This is a genomic window from candidate division KSB1 bacterium, assembly GCA_022566355.1.
In the GTDB taxonomy this organism is placed as follows: domain Bacteria; phylum Zhuqueibacterota; class JdFR-76; order JdFR-76; family DREG01; genus JADFJB01.
Genome location: JADFJB010000089.1, coordinates 1 through 20,145, shown reverse-complemented (window position 1 = coordinate 20,145; position 20,145 = coordinate 1). Strand labels below are relative to the sequence as shown.

Below are 20,145 nucleotides of genomic sequence, written 5' to 3'. Positions count from 1 at the left end.
CTGAATATTATTCTTAATAAAATCAATCCAAACGATAGTAATCCAGATTTTACTAATTCCGAAATATGGTATGATGGGCGCGGTTTATGCTACCGTTTTTGCTCAGTTCAGCGCTTTGTTTGTCGCTTATCGCGTTGTCCAAAAAGTTTATCCTGTTAAATATGAAATCAATAGGATCTTGATATTGTTTGGAATAGCAATCGGTTTATTTTTCATTACCGCAGTTTTTAACAACTATTGTTTGATCGAAAGAATCATCTATAAAGGATTGGTTATCTTATCATTCCCATTCATCCTTTACTTGATCCGGTTCTACGAGCCAGTCCAGCTAGATCGAATTCGAGGTTCAATCAAAAAATGGAGTGGGAAAATATTGCTACTAAAGCTGTTTAAATATAAATAAATAAAATAGAATTAATGGAGTGTGAAATTGATAACAGCCGAATCAGAGGCTATGTTTTCAACAAATAGTTCAGTAGATTCTTCGTTATCTGAAACGATAATAATTTGCTACGAGAAGGCATCGATAAAGAAAAAATTCATTTCGTCGGAAACGTGATGATCGATACTCTCTTCAGCCATTTAAACCGGGCTCAAGATTCAAAAATACTTCAGGTGCTAAACTTACAGTCCCATGAATTCTCAGTTTTAACCCTACACCGCCCCCAAGCAATGTAGACTCAAGGGAAAACTTTTCAGAGATTGTAAAGGCATTGGTGGAAATTCAAAAAGAGATTTAAATAGTCTTTCCAAGCCATCCGCGAAGTAGAAAAGGCCTTACTAAAAATTATTTATTTGTCTGTTTTCTAAGGAAACAGTACGATATTGAAATAAATAAAATAAATCATAATAAAAGTAATACTTTGTTTCTTGCTCCAAGCTTATTATCTTAGCAATTAGTATATTATTTGACCATTCTAAATCCTTCAAAATAAAACAGAGGTTAGCATGAAAAAAAATAATTTAACCGGGCGTGTTGTTGTTTTTGGATGTTTGATTTGCTTACTATTTGTATTCTCAGGATTGAAAGCCCAGGAAACCAATGAAGAATCATGGACTCCTGAATTGAGTATGAAATACAAATCGATTCGCGGAACGGCTATTTCTCATGATGGTAGCAGAATTGCATATGTGGTTCGAGAGCCAGTCATGGAGGGTGAGAAGTCGGAATACTTAAGCCAAATTTGGGTGGTTTCCTCGGATGGCAAAATGAATTATCAATATACTCATGGTGAAAAATCGGCTTCTAATCCATCCTTTTCTCATGATGGAAAATATCTCGCATTTACGTCTTCACGCACTGGCAAAAAAAGCCAGATCTGGATAATGCGAACACAAGGAGGGGAGGCTGTAAAATTAACAGATGCGAAATCCGGAGTATCGTCCTATCGCTGGGCGCCCGATGGACAAAAAATCGCATACACCATGCGTGATCCGGATTCGAAAGAAGAAGAAAAAAGAAAAAAGGAAAAACGAGATGTAATTCTCGTTGACAAAAATTTTAAATACAATCACTTATATACAGTAGCTATTGCTGAAGATGATTCCGGAAAGCATGAAACCAAACGATTGACTAAAGGGTTGTTCCATGTCTCCAGTTTCGATTGGTCGCCGGATGGCATAACCATCGCATTTGTTCATCAACCGGATCCAAAAATCAATACAGGCGGTATCGCCACCGATATTTCAACCGTGCCCTCGGACAGTGGGGAAGTGACGCCGCTGGTCACTCGATCAGGCGCCGATCGATCGCCGAGATATTCTCCCGATGGTAAATGGATTGCTTTTGCTTCCCATGGCGGTTCTCTCCAGCGGATTGGTTTGAGTGATATTTATTTAATTTCGAGTTCAGGCGGCGATATAAAAAATCTGAGCCATACCAGTAACCGCAACACCAGTATTCTGGCCTGGTCTATTGACAGCAAACAGGTTTACGTTTCAGATGCTGTTCGAACAACCCGCCAGGTGCAAGCGCTTCCTGTCGACGGAAAAGAACCTAAAACAATCACAAAGAGGGATGGAGTTTTCGGCTCGATCTCAATCAGTGGAGATGGAAAAAGTTTGGCTTTTACTTATCAAATCCTGGAAATGCCGGCGGATGTTTATGCCTCTTCCATTAAGAATTTCAAAATGTCAAAATTAACTTCTGTCAATGGAGATGTTCCAAAACCGCTCATGGGAAGAACAGAAGTGTTAACCTGGAAATCCAAAGATGGGATGGAAATCGAAGGACTTTTAACATACCCGGTGGATTATGAACCCGGTACGAAATATCCGTTAATTCTGAATATTCACGGCGGACCTGCCGGTGTTTATAGTCAAAGTTTTACCGGTAATCCCAGCATATATATGCTGCAATATTTTGCACAAAAGGGCTATGCCATTATTCGGGGTAATCCGCGTGGCAGCAACGGTTATGGCAAAGAATTTCGCTATGCCAATTACAAAGACTGGGGTTTTGGCGATTACGAGGATATCATGGCTGGCGTTGATAAGGTCATCGATATGGGAATTGGTCATCCCGACAGCCTTTGTGTAATGGGATGGAGTTATGGCGGTTATATGACATCGTTCCTCGTCACTAAAACCAATCGATTTAAAGCGGCGAGTATGGGAGCCGGCTTGCCCAACTTGATCAGCATGGTTTCGACCACAGATATCCCCGATTACCTGGTTGCCCATTTCGGCGGTGAATATTGGGATGATTACGAAACTTATGAAAAGCATTCTGCGATTTACCGTATCAAAAATGTGACCACGCCAACTCAAGTGATTCATGGCGCCAATGATCTACGCGTGCCGTTTACCCAGGGACAGGAGTTTTATGTATCATTATCAAGATTGGGAGTACCGACAGAAATGATCGTCTATCCGAGGACACCTCATGGTCCCCGCGAACCTAAATTTCTCATGGATGTTTCACAAAGAATAATGACCTGGTTTGATTTTCATTTGGGCCGATCTGAGAAAATGAAAGAAAAAGTAAAGAGTACATCTGATGAATGATTTAGATTAATTTCCTTGATTACATGAAAAAGAAGAATACTGATTCAACAGGTTCAGATACCCAATTGGATGATTCATTTCCGGGTATTGGCAGTAACTATGGTAAAGATGGAGTAGATGTTACCTTAATTCGCTGGATGCTTTCATTGTCACCACTTGAACGATTGCAGGTGTTGCAACAACATCTTAATTCAATTAATCATTTACGAAAATTTGGAAAATTTATCTAATTTTATCGGTATACTTAAAGTTCTTGTAGAACACAACGTGGATTTCATTGTTGTGGGTGGACTAGGTGCAGTTTTGCACGGAGCGCCGATTATGACATTCGATCTGGACATTGTTCATTCTCAGGAAGATAAAAACCTTGATCGACTTGTTAATGTCTTAAGGAAACTTGAAGCCTATTACAGGGAGCAACCGGAACGTAGGTTAAAACCCAAAAAGAATCATCTGAATTCTCCTGGCCATCATCTTTTAATGAAAAATTAGGACCACTTGATCATTTTAGGAACCATAGGGATGGCCATGGAATACGATGACCTAATCGATAAAACAGATAGATTGGCTTGAATAATTCATGAATTATGGATTTAAGCTTGAGTTTCCAAAGTTGTCATCCCGTCGCACAGGCTGTCGCAGAATAGGCAAAAAGCCTGGAATTGTCATCCTGAACGGAGCGAAGCGGAGTGAAGGATCTTGTTTGAAACTCGTTGTAACTATCGTATAATCAGGTTATTAAGGGCAGTACCAACAAGATTCTTCGCTGGCGCTCAGAATGACATTTCAGATGATGTTGTGCATTTTGCGACAGCCTGCCGCAACGGGATCTATTTCCATAAAATTGAAAAAGCATAATTGTTAGTATTAAATAAATAGTTGCAAAATAGATCCTTTCTGGATGACAGTAAAAAGTTTATGAATAGATCAGGTTAGAAATTGAAGGAGAAATGAAGATTAGAATTTTAAATCTAAAAACTATTATCGAAATTAAAGAACATCTTGGTAGTGAAAAAGACAAAGCTACATTGCCGATTTTGAAACGTACATTAGATGAGAAATCCAAAGAGTGAACATAAAGTGAAGTAAAATAATATGGAGACTAAATAATGAGAGTTCAGAAATACTTGTCAAAAGTGATCTATGTTATCTTATTTGTAGCTGTTCAAACTATCAGCATTCACGCCCAGGAAATCGGTCCTGCCAACGGTTCTCTGGTAATCGCTGGCGGAGCTGTTCGGGGTGAAGAAATTATCAAAAGATTCTTGGACCTGGCCGGTGGCGCGGACGTTCCAATTGTGGTAATTCCAACTGCAGGCGGAGGTGAGACTTACGATCAATACTGGCGTGGACTGCGTCAATTCAAAGCTGCTGGAGCTACCGACCTGACTGTTCTCCACACCAAAGATCCAAAAGTGGCAAATACAGTCGAATTTGTAAATGTGATTAAAAAGGCCCGAGGAGTTTGGTTTTCCGGCGGGCGGCAATGGCGTTTGGCAGATTCTTATTTGAATACAAAAGTTCATGATGAACTGTGGAATTTATTAGAACGAGGTGGGGTAATAGGCGGCTCCTCAGCGGGAGCCACCATCCAGGGTTCCTATTTGGCAAGGGGCGATTCCAAAACCAACACGATCATGATGGGAGATCATGAAGTGGGGCTTGGCTTTCTCAAAAACAGTGCTATCGATCAACACCTTTTGAGACGAAACCGGCAATTCGATTTGATCGAAATTATAAAGGCGCATCCGAAATTGCTTGGCATCGGCCTGGATGAAAACACTGCTATCGTGGTCAATGGTGATCAATTCGAAGTAATTGGCCAAAGCTACGTTGCAATTTATGATTACAACAGTAGCATAGACTCGGGCGGTTTATTTTACTTCCTAGCGCCAGGAGACCGCTTTAATCTAAAAACACGTGAAGCAGTACGGCCAAGAACCGATCGCCAACCTATAGAACGAGTAGTAAAAAAAGGTTGGACCGAGAAGGATTAAAATTTGGCGATCATCATTCCCCCTGTTATTATAAATCTGAGAGCTAATTTTCCTTTGTGGTTAGATTATTTAGCTGCAAAAAAATAAGCGTATTATATTAGTTCTTGCATTTTTATTCAGGTAAATGTAACTTATCATAATTCCGGTTAATTGCCTTACTAAAATAAAAGTTTAAAGATATGGTGTTTCAAAAGAGAGGGAGTTACAAGTTTCAAAATACACGCTTTGGAATATTCGTTCCCCCGACAATATTATGCTTCAAGGGTTTTTGGTATAGTACTAAATTTTTTGTCAAATCTAAATATTAAATGGATGGTATCATGAATGTTAGAAGAACAATTTTTGTCCTGTTGCGTGCTTTGATTATCGATGCGGTACCCAAAACAATTATCCCGACGTGCTTTAGCAACCAGGATGCGAATATGCAACTAAGAAAGATATTTACGGCCCTTTTATTGTCACCCATGCTCGTGGTTGCAATTTGCAGTCAATCTTTGGCTCAAGGGACAGTTATTTACAACAATAGTAATTCGCAAAATCAATTCGTGCCCATAAGCAAAATCCCACCTGGAAATCTTAAACCGCCACAAGAAATTATGGATTGGGACTCCAGTGGCGGCGGTACCGTCACTCATTTTGAATTCGGTTACTTTACCTCCTCACCAGACTCATTCGCTATGACTATCCGATTTTACAAAGGCACCAACGCGGATACAAACGGCACCTTGATACGAGCATTTCCATTTTTGAGTTTGCCGGGTTTCGATCCCAATGAGGTGGAACGTTTTATCGACCATGATATTTCAGATTCGTCATTTTTCCTACCGCCGGGACCTTTTGGCTTTAGTTACGAAATAATGGACAGCCTCGCAGGCCCTATTTTTTCGACAGGCGAAAAAGGCTCGGATAGTCTCCGCAGTGTATCTCAAAATAAAAATGTCAGTCTCCCGGGAGCTTCAAATCAGCTTCATATGGTACTCCGAGGCTTGCTTACCGTGGACCACACCTTTGAAGGCCCGGGTGTGATTCAGACCGGTGCAGTGGCCACGTATAATTTTAAAATCCCTGCCCCGCTGCCGCCGCCACCTGATCCATTCATCAATATGGAAGGCTTCATCAGCATAAAGACCAGCGATTCGATTAATATCAGGCTGCCGGACCCGAGCCCGTTCGGCTTAACCCGCATCGGTCCGGAAACGCTGGCGGAGGAGTTGGAACGGCTGAAGCACAAAATGCTGATAGACTCGCTTGACGCATGCTCGGGGGAGGACGTGAGGTGCTTCAAGATCGATTTCGGCAACGGCTTTGGTCCGTTCAATACCCTGATCTTCGCGGACGGCTTCGAGAGCGGCGACATCACTTCGTGGAATACCGGGGCCGCTGCCGACAGTACCACCAGCACCCCAAAGGAAAAACCTGTCGGGGTGATTAACGAAGACAAGAAGCTGCCGGTGCTCACCGCAGAAGAGCTGGCTGAGGCCATAGAATTGTTCAACGACGATACGGTATTTAACGAAAAGACCATCGGCCTGGTGAGCGAGCGCTTCGGGATCCTGAAGCCGCTGCCGCGGGTCGAGACGGTTTTATTTGATGACTATTCAAGCTTAAGAAAAACCACCGGTGCACCGGTCGTCACGATAGACGGCAGCAATTGCCCGGCGCCCTGCAGCGGCCTAATCCTGCAGGGAGGTAACAGCGGTATCAATGGCATTGCTTTCACCGGCTTTCCGAACTATGGTGTGGTGCTGGAAAGTGACAGTAATACAGTTACGAACAGCCAATTCGACAACAACGGACTGGGCGGCATGCTAATCGCAGATTCAGTCAACACGGTGGGCGGCACACAAGAAGATGGAAACGTTTTTATGAACAATGGTGGGCCTGGGATCGTCGTGGAGGCCGGAGTAGGAAACTCGATCCTTTATAACGTTTTTTCCGGCAACGCTGGGCCGGCCATCGATTTGGGTGCGGACGGCGCTACCGCCAACGACGCTGGTGATGGAGACACAGGGCCGAACAACTTGCAGAACTTCCCGGAATTGACGAACGTTCAATTACGGGTTGAGGGTAGGGGCCCATTAGTAGAAGGCGGACTAAACAGCGTTTCCAATTCCTCTTTTTCACTGCAATTTTTCACAAATGAAAGTTGTGATCCATCCGGAAACGGCGAGGGTGAAGTGTTATTAGGATCAACTAATGTAACCACCGACGGTAATGGCGATGCAGCATTTTCGATTACAGCAATTGGATCGGCATCTATTGGCCAATTCGTAACTGCGACTGCTACAGATGCGGCAGGTAACTCCTCGGAGTTTTCTGCATGCTATGAGATTACCACTACTGTTTCGGTTAGTAGTGGGATCGAATTGCCCACGGAATATGCGCTTTATGAAAATTATCCCAATCCCTTCAATCCAACAACGACGATTAAGTATGAATTGCCGGAAGTTTCCGAAGTCAGCTTAGTCATTTACAACCTGCAAGGTAAATCGGTAAGAACTTTAGTGAGTGCTTCTCTGCCTGCAGGATCTTACACGGTTGATTGGGATGGCCGTAATGACAAAGGAATGCAAATGGCCAGCGGCGCTTATCTGCTTAAAATGAGTGCCGGCAGTTTTATTCAGACAAAAAAATTAATGTTGATGAAGTGAACCGATAGAATAAACTAATTGTGATTTGAATTTAATCCCAAACTCACCTCACCCCAAAGCAAAATTTCTACCGGCAGGAATGATGAATAAAGAAATAAATATAATATCTGACGAAAGGTGTTATGGCAGCTGCGGAGTTGTGAGGTTTCACGATTAGAAATATCAAAAACCGGCTGACATATACGATGCACTGTCGTATCGTATAAACTATGAAAGTAACCGCACTTATACCCGATGACCTGATTGCTGATGTTAAGCAATTGACCCAGGGGAAAAATATCACCGACTCCTTGATAAAAGCATTATCCGAATGGGTCTCTATTCAAAAAATAAAATCTTTAAATATCCAGGTCGCCCGGACTCCTTTTGTTTTCAAAGAAGGATTTAGTAGCTCCTTTGTAAGAAAGATTAACAGGCAGTGATTGTTATTGATACGTCAATCTGGATTGACTTTTTAAAGGCAAATGAACCTGTTTTCTCGCGCATGCAGGGATTGCTAAAATGGACAAGCGCTTGTAGTTGAATGTGTATTTGCAGAATTGATGCCGGGCACCAGAGAAAAACGGGAACGTGGTATGATATCTGAATATTGGTACAATTTACCGAAAATACTCTATGGTGGATGGGATTTTCTTTAAAGCAGGTAAAAAATCTGGTCGAAGCAAATGGCTTATTAAGGGTGTTGGACTAATTGATTGTGCCATATTAATGTATGCAAGAGAAACTAAAAGTCAGGTTTGGACTTTGGATAAGAATTTGTTATCAATTTTATCAAAAGTAGAAAGGTTTTCATAGTTAAGAGAAGATTTCTGCTAACAACCCAATCACAAACTCACCTCACCCCCTAAAACAAAATTTCTGCCGGGAGCATTAAACCCACTCATGTGCTCCCGGTAATTTCTATCCAAAAGATTGGTAATCGAAAATCGAATATTAAAAAACTCATTCAGCTCAAATCCTGAACGCAAGTTGAAAGTAATCCAACCCGGTGAACCCCCTTCGGGAATACGCAGATCCAGATGATCTTCGGATGACAGGCGATTTTGGGCTGCGGCAAATCTTGAGTTGATCTCAAACCATCTGCGGCTGGTTTGCCGGCGGATTGCAAAAAAGCCATTCAATGGCGGTATGGCTGTTAGCGGCTCTGAAAAAGAGCTGTTTTCTCCGTAAGTATAACTCAAATTTGATTTAAGCAGCAGGTTTTCAGAAAGGACCGCTTCGATGCCAAATTCAATTCCGGTTATGAATGCATCACCCACATTGGTCTTGTGGAACACAGTTAGCGTGTCGCTGTCATAGACAATGGTTGGCAGCCCGTTAAATGATGTTTGTTTGCGCAAAAGTAAATCTGAAATATCGCTATAATAACCGATTAAATTGATCTTAATGATGTCAGTTGCAATTTTAAATCCTCCGTCAAAGCTTAAAATCCTTTCGGGTTGCACGTCAGGATTTGGCACATCATAAAAACTGCCGCCTTTTCCCGGCCCTAATTTGCTGGCGTCATCCAAATTAGGCGCCCGGAATCCCTGGGCAATATTTGACACAAAGTTTACATTTTCGGTGATGGAATATGTCACACCGGAGCTGACGGTGAACGAAGCCGGGGATATTTCGAATGTTCCTAAATCGGCGGTGCTGCCGCTTGCTGCAAAAGGGGCTTTCAGCTTAAAAGCGCTAAATCGTGTTCCAATATTAAAATTCAAACGGCGGGAGAGTTTGAGTTCAGCTTGACCGAATATCCCGAAACTCAGGTAGGTCGAACCATCCGGATAAATCGGATCTTGGCTTGTTTCGACCCCTGATGATAAATCAACAATGGATGAATTTGCATTTACATGATCAAAATAGATTTCCGATCCATATACAAAATAATGTTTTTTAAGCAGTATTTTATTCATCTGGATTTGGGCGGCGTAAGTCACAGTTTCAAATTGATCCCTGGTCTGGTTACTGCTTCCGGTTCTTTGCTGGATACGTCTTTCAAATTGCCTGTTTAGAGACAGCGTGAACTTTGCCGTTTCAAAAAAACCATTTTGGTTTGTGTTTTCGTAATTCAAATAGACCAAATCACGCTCCTGGGGATCATACAGCCATAAACTGTTTATCCGGGATTCTATGGTATCATAACGCGGAACTTCATTTTGGCGGCTCAACTGGTAAGCCAACGAAAAATGATGAGACTCTTTTGGCGATAACTGAATTTTTGTCATTAGATCAAATTTGTTATATTCGTTTGGCGATTGTGTTTTGTTAAGAATCCTTGATACCCTGGAATCATTTCGTAATCGATCCATTAAGGTGCTGCCTCCAGAAGTCCCCCTGGTGATATTGCCATGTGAATAAAATGAAGCATCAACCAAAAAGCCCCATTTGCTGTTTGCAGTTTGCAAACCTAAATGGGCGGAATGGGTATTATCTGCTGTTGAGGAGTTGATCGAGGCAAAACCATCCCATTTTTGCTTGTGTTGAGCATCCATTATCGGGCTTTTAGTGATGATGTTAATAACACCTCCCAAAGCATCGCTGCCATATAAAGCAGAAACAGGGCCATGAACGATTTCAATCCTCTCTATTGATTGTGGATCGATGGTATTGAGATATTGGAGATTGCCGCCGCGATAGGTAGAATTATTGAGTCTGATGCCGTCTATCGCAAGTAGGATTTTATTGGCACGTAGGCCCCTTATAATAGGAGAGCCGCCGCCATTGTTGGTTTTCTGTATATAGATGCCGATTTCTTCACGCAGTAACTCCGGTGTCTGATTGGCATTTAAATCCCGGATTTCTGCTTGTGTTATCACTGAAACCAGTTGTGAGGCGTCCTGCTCCAAAACTATGTGCCGGCTTGCTGTGATCTGAACATCCTGGAGATAAAAAGATTCTGCCGTCATTTGGAAATTAATCCGAAACACTTCATTGAGTTTTATTTCCACTTCGCTATGAATCGTTTTGTAGCCAACCAACTTTACCGTAACTTGATACTCGCCAGGCTTTAAGTTATTGATTGCGAACATGCCGCTGTCATCACTATCATCACCAACTTGAATGGATTGAATAAATACTTGCACAAAGGCTAAAGGCTTGCCGGTATTTTCATCGCTGACTTGTCCTGTTAATGAAGCTGTTTGGTTGTCTTGCTGTGATAAGCATGGTTTTGAAATCGAGGTTAATAAAATCGGAAATAGAAGAAAGATAAGTTTTGTTTTGCAGATTTTCATTTGTTGATTCAACATCTTTTTATAATAAGCATTTTAAATTAATTAATTGTAATTATTTTTTAAAAAATCCAACTCCATGAGCATATTATTGATAAAATAAATAAGCGATGATTCCTCAAATCTGGCTATGTATTATTTTAATGGCGAAATATTTCAAATGTTGTTAAGTTCAAACCAATTCATAAGTTTTATTATAAACAGGCTTTTGCGCTTATTTGAAAAAACATAGCATTCGGGCAGCGGTAAAGCCTTTAGGACGTCGAAACAAAAATTCAGTAGAGGTTGAAAAGGAGCGCCAATGGCGACGAAAGAAACAACGGGAACGAAACCGTATTGAAGGTGCCATAGGTTATGGAAAAACCAACTTCCACTTAGGATTAATCCGAGCTAAATTGCCAAAACAGAAGAATCGTGGATTAAAATGGGACTTTTAACTCAGAATTTAATCGTAGCAACCAAAAGAACGTAAGAGATAGTCAACTTGATAAATCGTCAATGAACAAAACATCAATAATACGTTTTTCAAATTGGTGAATTTCTTTTTTAGGTAGACCCTACTTCAATCGATCAGTCTGAAAGACTTTATTATAGTTTTGGAGCAGGGATAACTCAAAATTACCGGGATAAACTTTTTTCATTTATTGATTTCGCGTATGTCGTTCATCCTTTGTACGATTTGTTTAGAGTATCATTATCACTTCAAATCGATTGAATTTGTATTCTTTGACTTTGGTGAAATAAATGAACAAAGATTAAGGGAATTAAGATTTGAATCCATTTTCCCACAAATTCAATATATACTATTATCAATTTCAATATGACTTTTAAAACATCAAAGGACAAAAAATGTTAAATATCAATAAAAAATATATAATAATCGGTTTCCTATTAACTCTTTTATTTGTAACAACTTCAAAAGCACAAGTTGGCATGATCGGTTATGGAAGATACGATAAATTCGGTTTGCTTGGGGGAGGGCTTGGTTATACGTCAATCGATAATGATTCTTATGTAACGATAACCTTAACTCCCGAGCTGTCTTTCGGAAAAATAGGAGTAGGATTAAACGTGCTTTTGTTGTACAATACCAATAATGGTCATATCCGCTCGAAGGATTGGGATGAAAGCTATGATTATTTTCGCGCAATTCGTTACCTACGATATGGTTGGAAAGGGGATGATTTATACACTCGCATAGGGACATTAGACGCGACCAGGATCGGCCATGGCTTCATAATGAATTATTACACAAACGAGGCAAATTGGGATAATCGAAAAATTGGGCTAACTCTGGATTCGGATTTTGGCAGATATGGCATTGAAACCATGACAAGTAACCTGGGCAGATCTGAAATCATTGGAGGACGATTTTACCTGAGACCTTTCAAAAATGTTTTGAACATGCCTTTGCTTAACAATGTTATCTTTGGCGCGACTTATATTACAGATGTGGATCCGGATGTAAATCGAGCTACTGAAAATGATGATGTAAGTGTATATGGTCTTGATATTGAATTGCCCTTTATTGACAATAAATTGCTTTGGACTGCAATTTATGCGGATTATGCAAAAATAAATAATTTTGGTTCCGGAAAAGCCGTTGGTGTTGGTCTGAGGTTAAAAGGGATGGGAGAGTTTGTATATTTTGAGGCAAGATTGGAGAGAAGATGGCTGGGAGAAGAATTTTTGCCAAGTTATTTTGATTCATTTTATGAAATTGATCGCTATGTTCCTCTGACATCTACCACGGGAGTTTACAAGACAGAAATCCTCTCAGGCATTACCTCCAGTTTAAAAGGTGTATTTGGCGAATTACGTAGCAATATTTTGGGTATAGTGGATATTATTGGCAATTTTCAGAAACTTGATGCTGTCGATAATAGTGGTATTTTACATATTAATGCAATTACCAGGCGCCACATACCCCTGGTAACATTTCAAGCAACGTATGATAAGAAAAACATTGGCAGTTTTAAAGACATAAGAACCCTCGATAATCGATCTATTGCGCGCCTTGGCATAGGTTATAAAATCAAACCATTTTTAATCCTGTTTATGGATTATATTTGGACATTTGAATTGGATGAAGAGAGCAATCAATATATTCCACAAGAACGTTATAGTCCCCGGCTTGTCTTTAACTATGAATTTTCAATGTAACTTCATTAATGTTATATAGATAGATAAGGTATATGAATGAGGGGGCTAGCTCTTAGAAGGTTGATTGAATTTTCAAATCGATGCGTATTATTACCATTGCTTCAGTGGATTTATCCGACAAATTGTATTCTATGCGAATCTTCCGAAATTGAAGGACTGAACCAGGTCTGTAATAAGTGCTGGCATCAACTGCCAAGAACAACGGATACAGCTATAAGTAATCTATGGCTGGTAAGAGAAGAAGATCTGCTTGTGTTTATCGCCCGTTTCCATGCATTTTTTGATTTTAATGAAGGAATTCAAAAGATTATTCATGAGATGAAATATAACGGAAAAACCCGGATTGCAAGGGAGATTATTCGGTTTTTGAAAAAAGATATATCAAATCATTTTCATGAAATTGAAATTATAATACCAATACCTCTTCATACCAAAAGGCAAAAAGAAAGGGGCTATAACCAGAGTGAATTACTTGCCAGGGAGATTGCCATAATTTTAGAAAAACCGTTTTTTACTAATGTTGTAAAAAGAGTGACAAATACGAAGTCTCAAACACAGTTGGATGCTCATGAGAGGTTAGAAAATATGGCCGGCGCTTTTTCTGTCTCAGATAATCAAAAAATTCAAGAGAAAGTAATTCTTTTAATAGATGATCTGATTACAACCGGCTCAACTTTAAATGAATGTGCCAGAATTCTAAAAGAAAATAAAGCCAAAGAAGTATATGCCCTCGCTTTAGCCAGAGCTTAGAGCTTTCAAATTAAATTTGGAGTGAAGCTTTAGCATCAAACCGACATGAATTAGATTAACCACAAGGACGCAATGAAGGCACAAAGTTTACGAAATAACTGACATTGTATTCTTCCATATATTTGTGGCTTTTGTAGGAGATATTCTGATTATAGTTTTATTCATCAACTTGATCCAAAATTCAAGAATTGGGAAATAAAAATACAAACTATCTGATTAATTTGTAATGATTTAAGTCATCAAGAGAATAATAATTTAGCAGCCTTTTTCTTGTCAATTTAATGTGGATATTCCAGGGAAATGGTTTTATTATAGAGTTTAAATTTTACTATAAAGATTTGGATATCATGAAAAAAATCGGATTATTAAGCAGTGGCGGTGATTGCTCTGGGATGAATGTAGCGATCCGTACATTAACAAATAAACTTGGACAAAACGCAGTTGATTTAATCTTGAGAAGTAAATCCGGGCTGGACACTTGTCTTGTAGGGATGAGTATATTTCGAATTCACTTAATGAAATCGTGACAAATACAAAGGTGTTGAACCCGGTATTGCTAGAATTAGCACAAAAATTGTCAAGTATAAATTCATGATAAAAAAAATAACTCTTTTGGAGGTTGTCAAATGTCAGTAAAAGTCGGAATTAATGGCTTCGGAAGAATAGGTAGATTAGTCCTTCGAGCCGGTATCGACGATGATAATATAGAATTCGTGGCTGTAAATGATATCACCGATTCTGCAACACTAGCTCATTTACTGAAATATGATTCAACTCATGGTATTTTAGACGATGTTCATGTTGAAGATAATAACATAATTGTGAACGGAAAAACAATTCAAATATTGGCCTCAAGAAATCCTGCGGATCTACCCTGGCGTGAACTGGGAGTGGAAATTGTAATTGAGTCTACGGGATTATTTCGTAAACGAGACGAAGCACAGCTACATCTTGATGCAGGGGCTAAGAAAGTCATAATTTCAGCTCCAGCAAAAAATCCTGACATTACCCTGGTCATGGGTGTTAATGAAGATAAATATAATCCAACAGGACATCATATTATTTCAAATGCCTCCTGTACAACAAATTGCCTAGCTCCCGTAGTTAAAGTAATCGATGAACAGTTTGGTGTTGAAAAAGGTGTGATGACGACTATACACTCCTATACTAACGATCAAAATACTCTGGATGCACCACATACAGATCTAAGAAGAGCACGTACTGCTGCAACTTCAATGATTCCGACTTCAACGGGTGCAGCTGAAGCGGTAGGTGAAGTGATGCCACAAATAAAAGGTAAATTGACCGGAATGGCAATACGAGTTCCAACTCCTAACGTTTCATTGGTTGATGTGGTGTTTAATACTCTGAAACCTGTATCAAAGGAAACCGCAAATGCAGCCTTAAAAGCTGCGGCAAATTCCAGTTTAAAAGGGATTTTAGCCTATTCAGACGAACCACTCGTCTCTAAAGATTATAATGGCAATCCGAATTCTTCCATTGTAGATGGTCTTGCAACTTTAGTAGTAGGCGATAATATGCTTAAAGTTTTGGCATGGTATGATAATGAATGGGGCTTTTCCTGCAGAGTGATCGATCTTATCCATTTCATCAGTTCAAAATAGGAAAAACTGTTGAACAAGTTAATCATAAATGATCTTGAGTTAAATGGTAAACACGTATTAATGCGTGTAGATTTTAATGTACCTTTAGATGAGAATCTAAACGTTTTAGACGACACACGAATAAGAAAAGTGTTGCCAACTATTGAATACATCCTTTCGAAAGGAGCAAGTTTAACTTTATTGTCCCATTTGGGAAGACCAAAAGGATCCGTAATTACAGAGATGAGCTTAAAACCGGTTGCTGAGCATCTTAGCAGGCTTCTGATGAAACCCGTTGATTTTGTAAGTGATTGTATTGGCCCGGAGACCGTTGATAAAAATGCAAAATTAATTCCAGGTCAAGTTCTTTTGTTGGAGAACTTGAGGTTTCACAAAGAAGAAACAGAAAACGACTCGGAATTTGCAGAAATTTTAGCTAAATTTGGTGACGTTTATGTGAATGATGCGTTCGGCACGGCCCACCGGGCTCATGCATCAACAGAAGGTGTAACCAGATTTTTTGATTTATGTGCAGCCGGATTTTTGATGGAGAAAGAGATCAACTATTTAACCAATGCCGTTGAAAATCCAAATAGACCCCTTGCAGCGATAATCGGTGGAGCTAAAATATCCGGTAAAATTGATGCCATTCAAAACCTTCTTGCCAAAGTCGATGTCTTGCTAATTGGTGGTGGAATGGCCTTTACATTTTTCAAAGCTTTAAGATATGAAATCGGTAATTCAATTTTAGAGGAAGATCGAATCGAAATTGCGAAAGATATTTTACGGCAAACAGAAAAAGAAGGAAGAGACTTAGTCCTGCCAATTGATGTTTTAACGACCGATCATTTGGACAATACTTCTAATTTACAAATAATGAATGCAAATTCAATGACTCCTGAAATAATAGGAGTTGATATCGGTCCTGGTTCAATAGCTTTGTTTAGAGAGAAATTGGTCAACGTAAAGACGGTTGTATGGAATGGACCCATGGGCATTTTTGAACAGCCGGAATTTGCCAAAGGCACTTTTGAAATTGCGAAAATCTTATCAACTTTAACAAAGAAAGGGGCTTTAACTATTGTTGGTGGAGGAGATTCTGTCGCAGCGATTAATCAATGCGGTTTTCAGGATTCTATTACACATATTTCTACCGGTGGAGGGGCTTCTTTGGAATTGTTAAGTGGTTACGAATTGCCCGGATTAGCTGCCTTAACCGATAAAAGGAATTAGTGATGAGCCGAAGAAAAATTGTTGCCGGGAATTGGAAAATGAACATGGATCTTGAAAGCGGCAAAGAGTTAGTTGGTAATCTTCTGCAAAAATTAAATTCAATCCAAAAGACAGAAGTGGTATTTTGTCCTCCTTATCCTTTTCTGTCCAGTATTTATGATATGATCCAAAATTCATCTTGCTCATTAGGCGGACAGGATTTATATTGGGTAGAAAAAGGAGCTTTTACCGGTGAAATTTCTGCGGAAATATTATTATCTGTTGGCTGTAAATATGTGATTGTTGGCCATTCAGAAAGAAGAAAATATTTTAGTGAAACCGATGAAATCGTGAATAGAAAAATCAAACGAGCTTTACAATCAAATCTAATCCCGATTGTATGTATAGGTGAATCATTAGACCAGCGACAAACGAATCAGACGAAAGATGTCATCAAAACCCAATTGCAAAACGGTTTACAAGGATTGTCGAAAGAGGAGATAAAAAAAATTATATTGGCGTACGAACCTGTCTGGGCAATAGGAACCGGAAAAACAGCAACCCCGGAGCAAGCGATTGAAGTGCATCAGTATATTCGAGGAACAATAAAACAGTGGTATGACGATCAAGTGGCTCAAAGTATCCGTATTATATATGGCGGATCCGTGAGTGAGACTAATGCAAGAGAACTACTGTCACAACCGGATATTGATGGCGCCCTGGTAGGTGGCGCCAGTTTAAAATCAGAAAGCTTTTTTGAAATCATATTTGCAGCGGAACAATCCAATTAATAATTTGTAAAAAGTTCGAGGAGAAAAAATGTTATCTTTTTTAGTATTTTTGCATATAGTCGTTTGTCTATTGTTAGCTGTTTCTATTCTTATGCAGTCGAGTAAGGGTGGCGGTCTTGCAGGTGCATTCGGAGGACAAGGAAATATTGGTGCGGTTTTCGGCGGTAGAGGCGCAGGAGATTTTTTAACCAAATTAACCATTGTACTTGCAATCATCTTTATGCTGGGAAGTGTTGTCCAGGGTTTAATCAAAAAAAATGTTGCACCAAATCAAAGTTTAATCCAGCAAGAAATTCAAAATAATCCCTCTCCAGCGAATATTTTGCAAAATGCAGACGGCTTATTGCCCCAGGCAATTATTCCTGTTCCAATTGACTCAACAAAATAATAAAAAAATATCTTGATTTTTTATTAAAAGAAAGCCGAAGTGGTGGAATTGGTAGACACGCTGCCTTGAGGGAGCTATGTCGGAGGAGAACTTCAAAATTCACAAAAGGTTGTTTTTAATATAACTTATTAGACTACTGAGTTTTATTAATAATTCCCATGTGCCCGGTTTGGTGCCCGGTCTTTGTCGGAGTAAAGTTAATAGCGTTTGCTTCGTTTTGGCGATGACTTCGTAGCAAAAACTTTGTTAATATCTTGTAAAGAATTAGGTCAAGGTTTGCAGCGCCGACAATAACCGCTGCACGATCGGTTTCGTTCAGCAAATTTAGAAGAAAATATACAAATTGATTACTAGAAAGAACATCAGATTTTTTGGTCTTGTCGTTGGATGTTTTGGATGCCATTATCGGTTCCCTTCAAATTAACAACCCCCGCCAGCCGAAGCCCACACGGCGGGGAAACCATCATGGGCAATGCTGCCGGCAAGGCAGGAGCGTTTATTTATGTAAACTCAAGCCACTTTTTCAACCTTAATATACTTAGTTTTATAACCTCTATCACAATTGCCACATATCGGTAATTTCTCATCATCTCTTAATTTTACTATCGAGAAGCAACGGAAACATTTGTAAATGCCTTGGCCTGGTTTGTCTTCAACGTTGTAGATTGCAGGTTTCTCATTTTGGTGCATAAGACTCCCTGGAGTTGAGTTAGTGATTGTATATAGTCATGACAGTTTTAATTTTTGTCTTTCAATTTTTTTACTTTTGATTCAACCGAGTCAAGTTGCTTAAAATCTGGGAAAAGATTTGCCACGTCTTCCGGAGCATTTAAGGCAGGATGGATTTCACTTCCTTGTTGAATTAGCTTGGCGAATGACTTAATACTCAATTTTATTCGTTCAGTTTGTTCGTTATCTCCATTTGGATAATGCTTCTTAAGAACGTTTTTAGATTCTAGTTCTAATAATTGTTCTATTAATATTTTTTGACCTTGTTTTATATCTTCAAGACTATCATTTTTTATTTTTAAAGATTTGACGTGCTGCCCAATTATCATAGCTTCATTAAGTTTCTTATAGATTACTGATGAAGACCAAGCTATACTTCCCAGTAGAACTAAGGCAGCCTGAGAGCCAAGCATCAATTCAATCCAAAATGAACTATAATGCCAATTAGTTATTACTATTTTGCCTTTGATATCATCATGGAGAACTAATTGTTCTAAGGATTTGTTGATGGAGGCCATGTTATTAACAAGCTGTGAAAAATCATTTTTATCAGGAAGTTTTATTAGAATAGAATGTGCTTTAGGATTTACTACAATATTATCTAGTATTTCTAACAAACCAATTGCTCCATTGAAAATTTTTAATACAAATGGCCAGAACTTATTAAATGAATCCAAATCTACTGAGAATGAATCGCCAGCATACGTATAAAGATCGGTTTTATACAATATGTTAATTGCATCTTTAAAAATATTTAAATCATCAATTTCGTTTATAATTGTTTTGAATTTTGTGACATTTCCTAATTTTCTTTTTTTAGTAACCCCACTAACATGTTCATATGTTAATAAAGATCCGGTAAAGTCAATCTGTTTAAGTCCCTTATATATGTTTTCAATTCGCATTTTTATCCTTTCTATAGTTCAATATTGTATAAGGCGCACCTCATAAAATCCCAGAACCATAGCCAGGATAAATCCTATAGCCATACCGATAACCACACCGATCCTGAAGATTTTGTATTCTTTGGTCAATCACGGCTTACAAACCTTACATGCTGTATATCCGCCAGCTTTCGCTTTCGAGAGATCTATTGATGATTTACTTTTGCGTAAATATAAGCCGCAATGGGAACATAGAACCAATAATTTGCGTTTTATTCTTGATTAATTAGAATTTTTATTTTATATTGCAAAATCATGAAAAATACTAAAAAAATTAAGGTGTCCTATTTGGTGCCCGGTTGTTGTCAAAAGGAGACTAACGGAAAAGGACGGAAAGATTTATAGCGGATTTATCAAGCTCAAATACAATTTAAAGGCCCGCCGAAGTGGTGAAACTGGTATACACGCTGCCTTGAGGGGGCAGTGCCCTTTCGGGTGTGGGGGTTCGAATCCCCCCTTCGGCACTATTTTTTTGGAATGAATTAAGTATAAGCAATTAGGATTAAACTTAGCTGGAGGTAATTATGAAATCAAAAATTCAATCGATCATTTTGGTAGCTATCGCTCTATTGATTGGATTCAATGTTCCCCAAAATTTACTTGCTCAAACTGAGGAAGAGTATGAAAAGAGCAAAAAAGAGTATGAACAAAAGCTAAAGGAGTTTGAAGCTAAAAAATCTGAAACGGCAAAA

21 protein-coding genes and 1 tRNA gene are annotated in these 20,145 nt (G+C 39.2%); 19 read left to right on the top strand and 3 right to left on the bottom strand.

Annotated features, from left to right (window positions below):
• Positions 1-4: 4 nt before the first annotated feature.
• The 8 genes from IIC38_14590 (at position 5) to IIC38_14555 (ending at position 8,076) form a co-directional block, all read left to right on the top strand.
• Entirely contained in the window at positions 5-403 is a 399-nt protein-coding gene (locus tag IIC38_14590) for a polysaccharide biosynthesis C-terminal domain-containing protein (protein MCH8127162.1), read from the top strand.
• Positions 404-507: 104 nt separating this feature from the next.
• Positions 508-678, top strand: a complete 171-nt coding sequence (locus tag IIC38_14585; protein MCH8127161.1) for a UDP-N-acetylglucosamine 2-epimerase — start codon at positions 508-510, stop codon at positions 676-678.
• 270 nt (positions 679-948) lie between these two features.
• Positions 949-3,006 (top strand): S9 family peptidase, encoded by a 2,058-nt coding sequence (locus IIC38_14580; GenBank protein ID MCH8127160.1) that lies wholly within the window; start codon positions 949-951, stop codon positions 3,004-3,006.
• Between the two features lie 23 nt (positions 3,007-3,029).
• Entirely contained in the window at positions 3,030-3,236 is a 207-nt protein-coding gene (locus IIC38_14575) for a hypothetical protein (GenBank protein MCH8127159.1), read from the top strand.
• The gene (locus tag IIC38_14570; GenBank protein MCH8127158.1) at positions 3,220-3,498 is read left to right on the top strand and encodes a hypothetical protein; all 279 of its coding nucleotides are present in this window, start codon (positions 3,220-3,222) and stop codon (positions 3,496-3,498) included. Before IIC38_14575 ends, IIC38_14570 begins: the two co-directional genes overlap by 17 nt.
• Positions 3,499-4,115: 617 nt before the next feature.
• The gene (locus tag IIC38_14565) at positions 4,116-5,003 is read left to right on the top strand and encodes a cyanophycinase (GenBank protein ID MCH8127157.1); all 888 of its coding nucleotides are present in this window, start codon (positions 4,116-4,118) and stop codon (positions 5,001-5,003) included.
• Between the two features lie 320 nt (positions 5,004-5,323).
• Complete coding sequence (locus IIC38_14560; protein ID MCH8127156.1) at positions 5,324-7,654, top strand: T9SS type A sorting domain-containing protein; 2,331 nt, start codon at positions 5,324-5,326, stop codon at positions 7,652-7,654.
• A 209-nt stretch (positions 7,655-7,863) separates the two neighbouring features.
• Positions 7,864-8,076 (top strand): DUF2191 domain-containing protein, encoded by a 213-nt coding sequence (locus tag IIC38_14555; GenBank protein MCH8127155.1) that lies wholly within the window; start codon positions 7,864-7,866, stop codon positions 8,074-8,076.
• Positions 8,077-8,478: 402 nt separating this feature from the next.
• On the opposite strand, the gene IIC38_14550 is transcribed toward IIC38_14555, so the two are convergent.
• A complete protein-coding gene (locus IIC38_14550) occupies positions 8,479-10,875 on the bottom strand; it encodes a TonB-dependent receptor (protein MCH8127154.1) in 2,397 nt (798 codons plus the stop codon).
• A 215-nt stretch (positions 10,876-11,090) separates the two neighbouring features.
• Here IIC38_14550 and IIC38_14545 point away from each other — a divergent pair, with 215 nt between their 5' ends.
• From IIC38_14545 to secG, 8 genes are all read left to right on the top strand, one after another.
• Positions 11,091-11,309, top strand: a complete 219-nt coding sequence (locus IIC38_14545) for a transposase (GenBank protein ID MCH8127153.1) — start codon at positions 11,091-11,093, stop codon at positions 11,307-11,309.
• Positions 11,310-11,721: 412 nt separating this feature from the next.
• Positions 11,722-13,035, top strand: a complete 1,314-nt coding sequence (locus tag IIC38_14540) for a hypothetical protein (GenBank protein ID MCH8127152.1) — start codon at positions 11,722-11,724, stop codon at positions 13,033-13,035.
• Positions 13,036-13,071: 36 nt separating this feature from the next.
• Positions 13,072-13,785, top strand: a complete 714-nt coding sequence (locus tag IIC38_14535; protein ID MCH8127151.1) for a ComF family protein — start codon at positions 13,072-13,074, stop codon at positions 13,783-13,785.
• Positions 13,786-14,132: 347 nt separating this feature from the next.
• A complete protein-coding gene (locus IIC38_14530) occupies positions 14,133-14,312 on the top strand; it encodes a hypothetical protein (GenBank protein ID MCH8127150.1) in 180 nt (59 codons plus the stop codon).
• Between the two features lie 99 nt (positions 14,313-14,411).
• Positions 14,412-15,410, top strand: coding sequence for a type I glyceraldehyde-3-phosphate dehydrogenase (gap, locus tag IIC38_14525; protein ID MCH8127149.1), 999 nt, complete (start codon positions 14,412-14,414; stop codon positions 15,408-15,410).
• A gap of 9 nt (positions 15,411-15,419) precedes the next feature.
• On the top strand, positions 15,420-16,622 hold the full coding sequence (locus IIC38_14520) for a phosphoglycerate kinase (protein MCH8127148.1): 1,203 nt from the start codon (positions 15,420-15,422) through the stop codon (positions 16,620-16,622).
• 2 nt (positions 16,623-16,624) lie between these two features.
• On the top strand, positions 16,625-17,392 hold the full coding sequence (locus IIC38_14515) for a triose-phosphate isomerase (GenBank protein ID MCH8127147.1): 768 nt from the start codon (positions 16,625-16,627) through the stop codon (positions 17,390-17,392).
• A 28-nt stretch (positions 17,393-17,420) separates the two neighbouring features.
• On the top strand, positions 17,421-17,780 hold the full coding sequence (gene secG / locus IIC38_14510) for a preprotein translocase subunit SecG (GenBank protein MCH8127146.1): 360 nt from the start codon (positions 17,421-17,423) through the stop codon (positions 17,778-17,780).
• Positions 17,781-17,913: 133 nt separating this feature from the next.
• On the opposite strand, the gene IIC38_14505 is transcribed toward secG, so the two are convergent.
• Entirely contained in the window at positions 17,914-18,183 is a 270-nt protein-coding gene (locus tag IIC38_14505; protein MCH8127145.1) for a hypothetical protein, read from the bottom strand.
• Here IIC38_14505 and IIC38_14500 point away from each other — a divergent pair.
• A complete protein-coding gene (locus IIC38_14500; GenBank protein ID MCH8127144.1) occupies positions 18,177-18,359 on the top strand; it encodes a hypothetical protein in 183 nt (60 codons plus the stop codon). The genes IIC38_14505 and IIC38_14500 overlap by 7 nt on opposite strands.
• Before the next feature lie 158 nt (positions 18,360-18,517).
• Here the strand turns inward: IIC38_14500 and IIC38_14495 are convergent, their stop codons facing one another.
• Positions 18,518-19,414 (bottom strand): hypothetical protein, encoded by an 897-nt coding sequence (locus IIC38_14495; protein ID MCH8127143.1) that lies wholly within the window; start codon positions 19,412-19,414, stop codon positions 18,518-18,520.
• Between the two features lie 419 nt (positions 19,415-19,833).
• On the opposite strand from IIC38_14495, the gene IIC38_14490 reads away from it, so the two are divergent.
• A tRNA-Leu gene (locus IIC38_14490) sits at positions 19,834-19,917 on the top strand.
• 60 nt (positions 19,918-19,977) lie between these two features.
• Positions 19,978-20,145, top strand: a 168-nt coding sequence (locus IIC38_14485) for a hypothetical protein (protein MCH8127142.1), incomplete at its 3' end; no start/stop codon positions are given.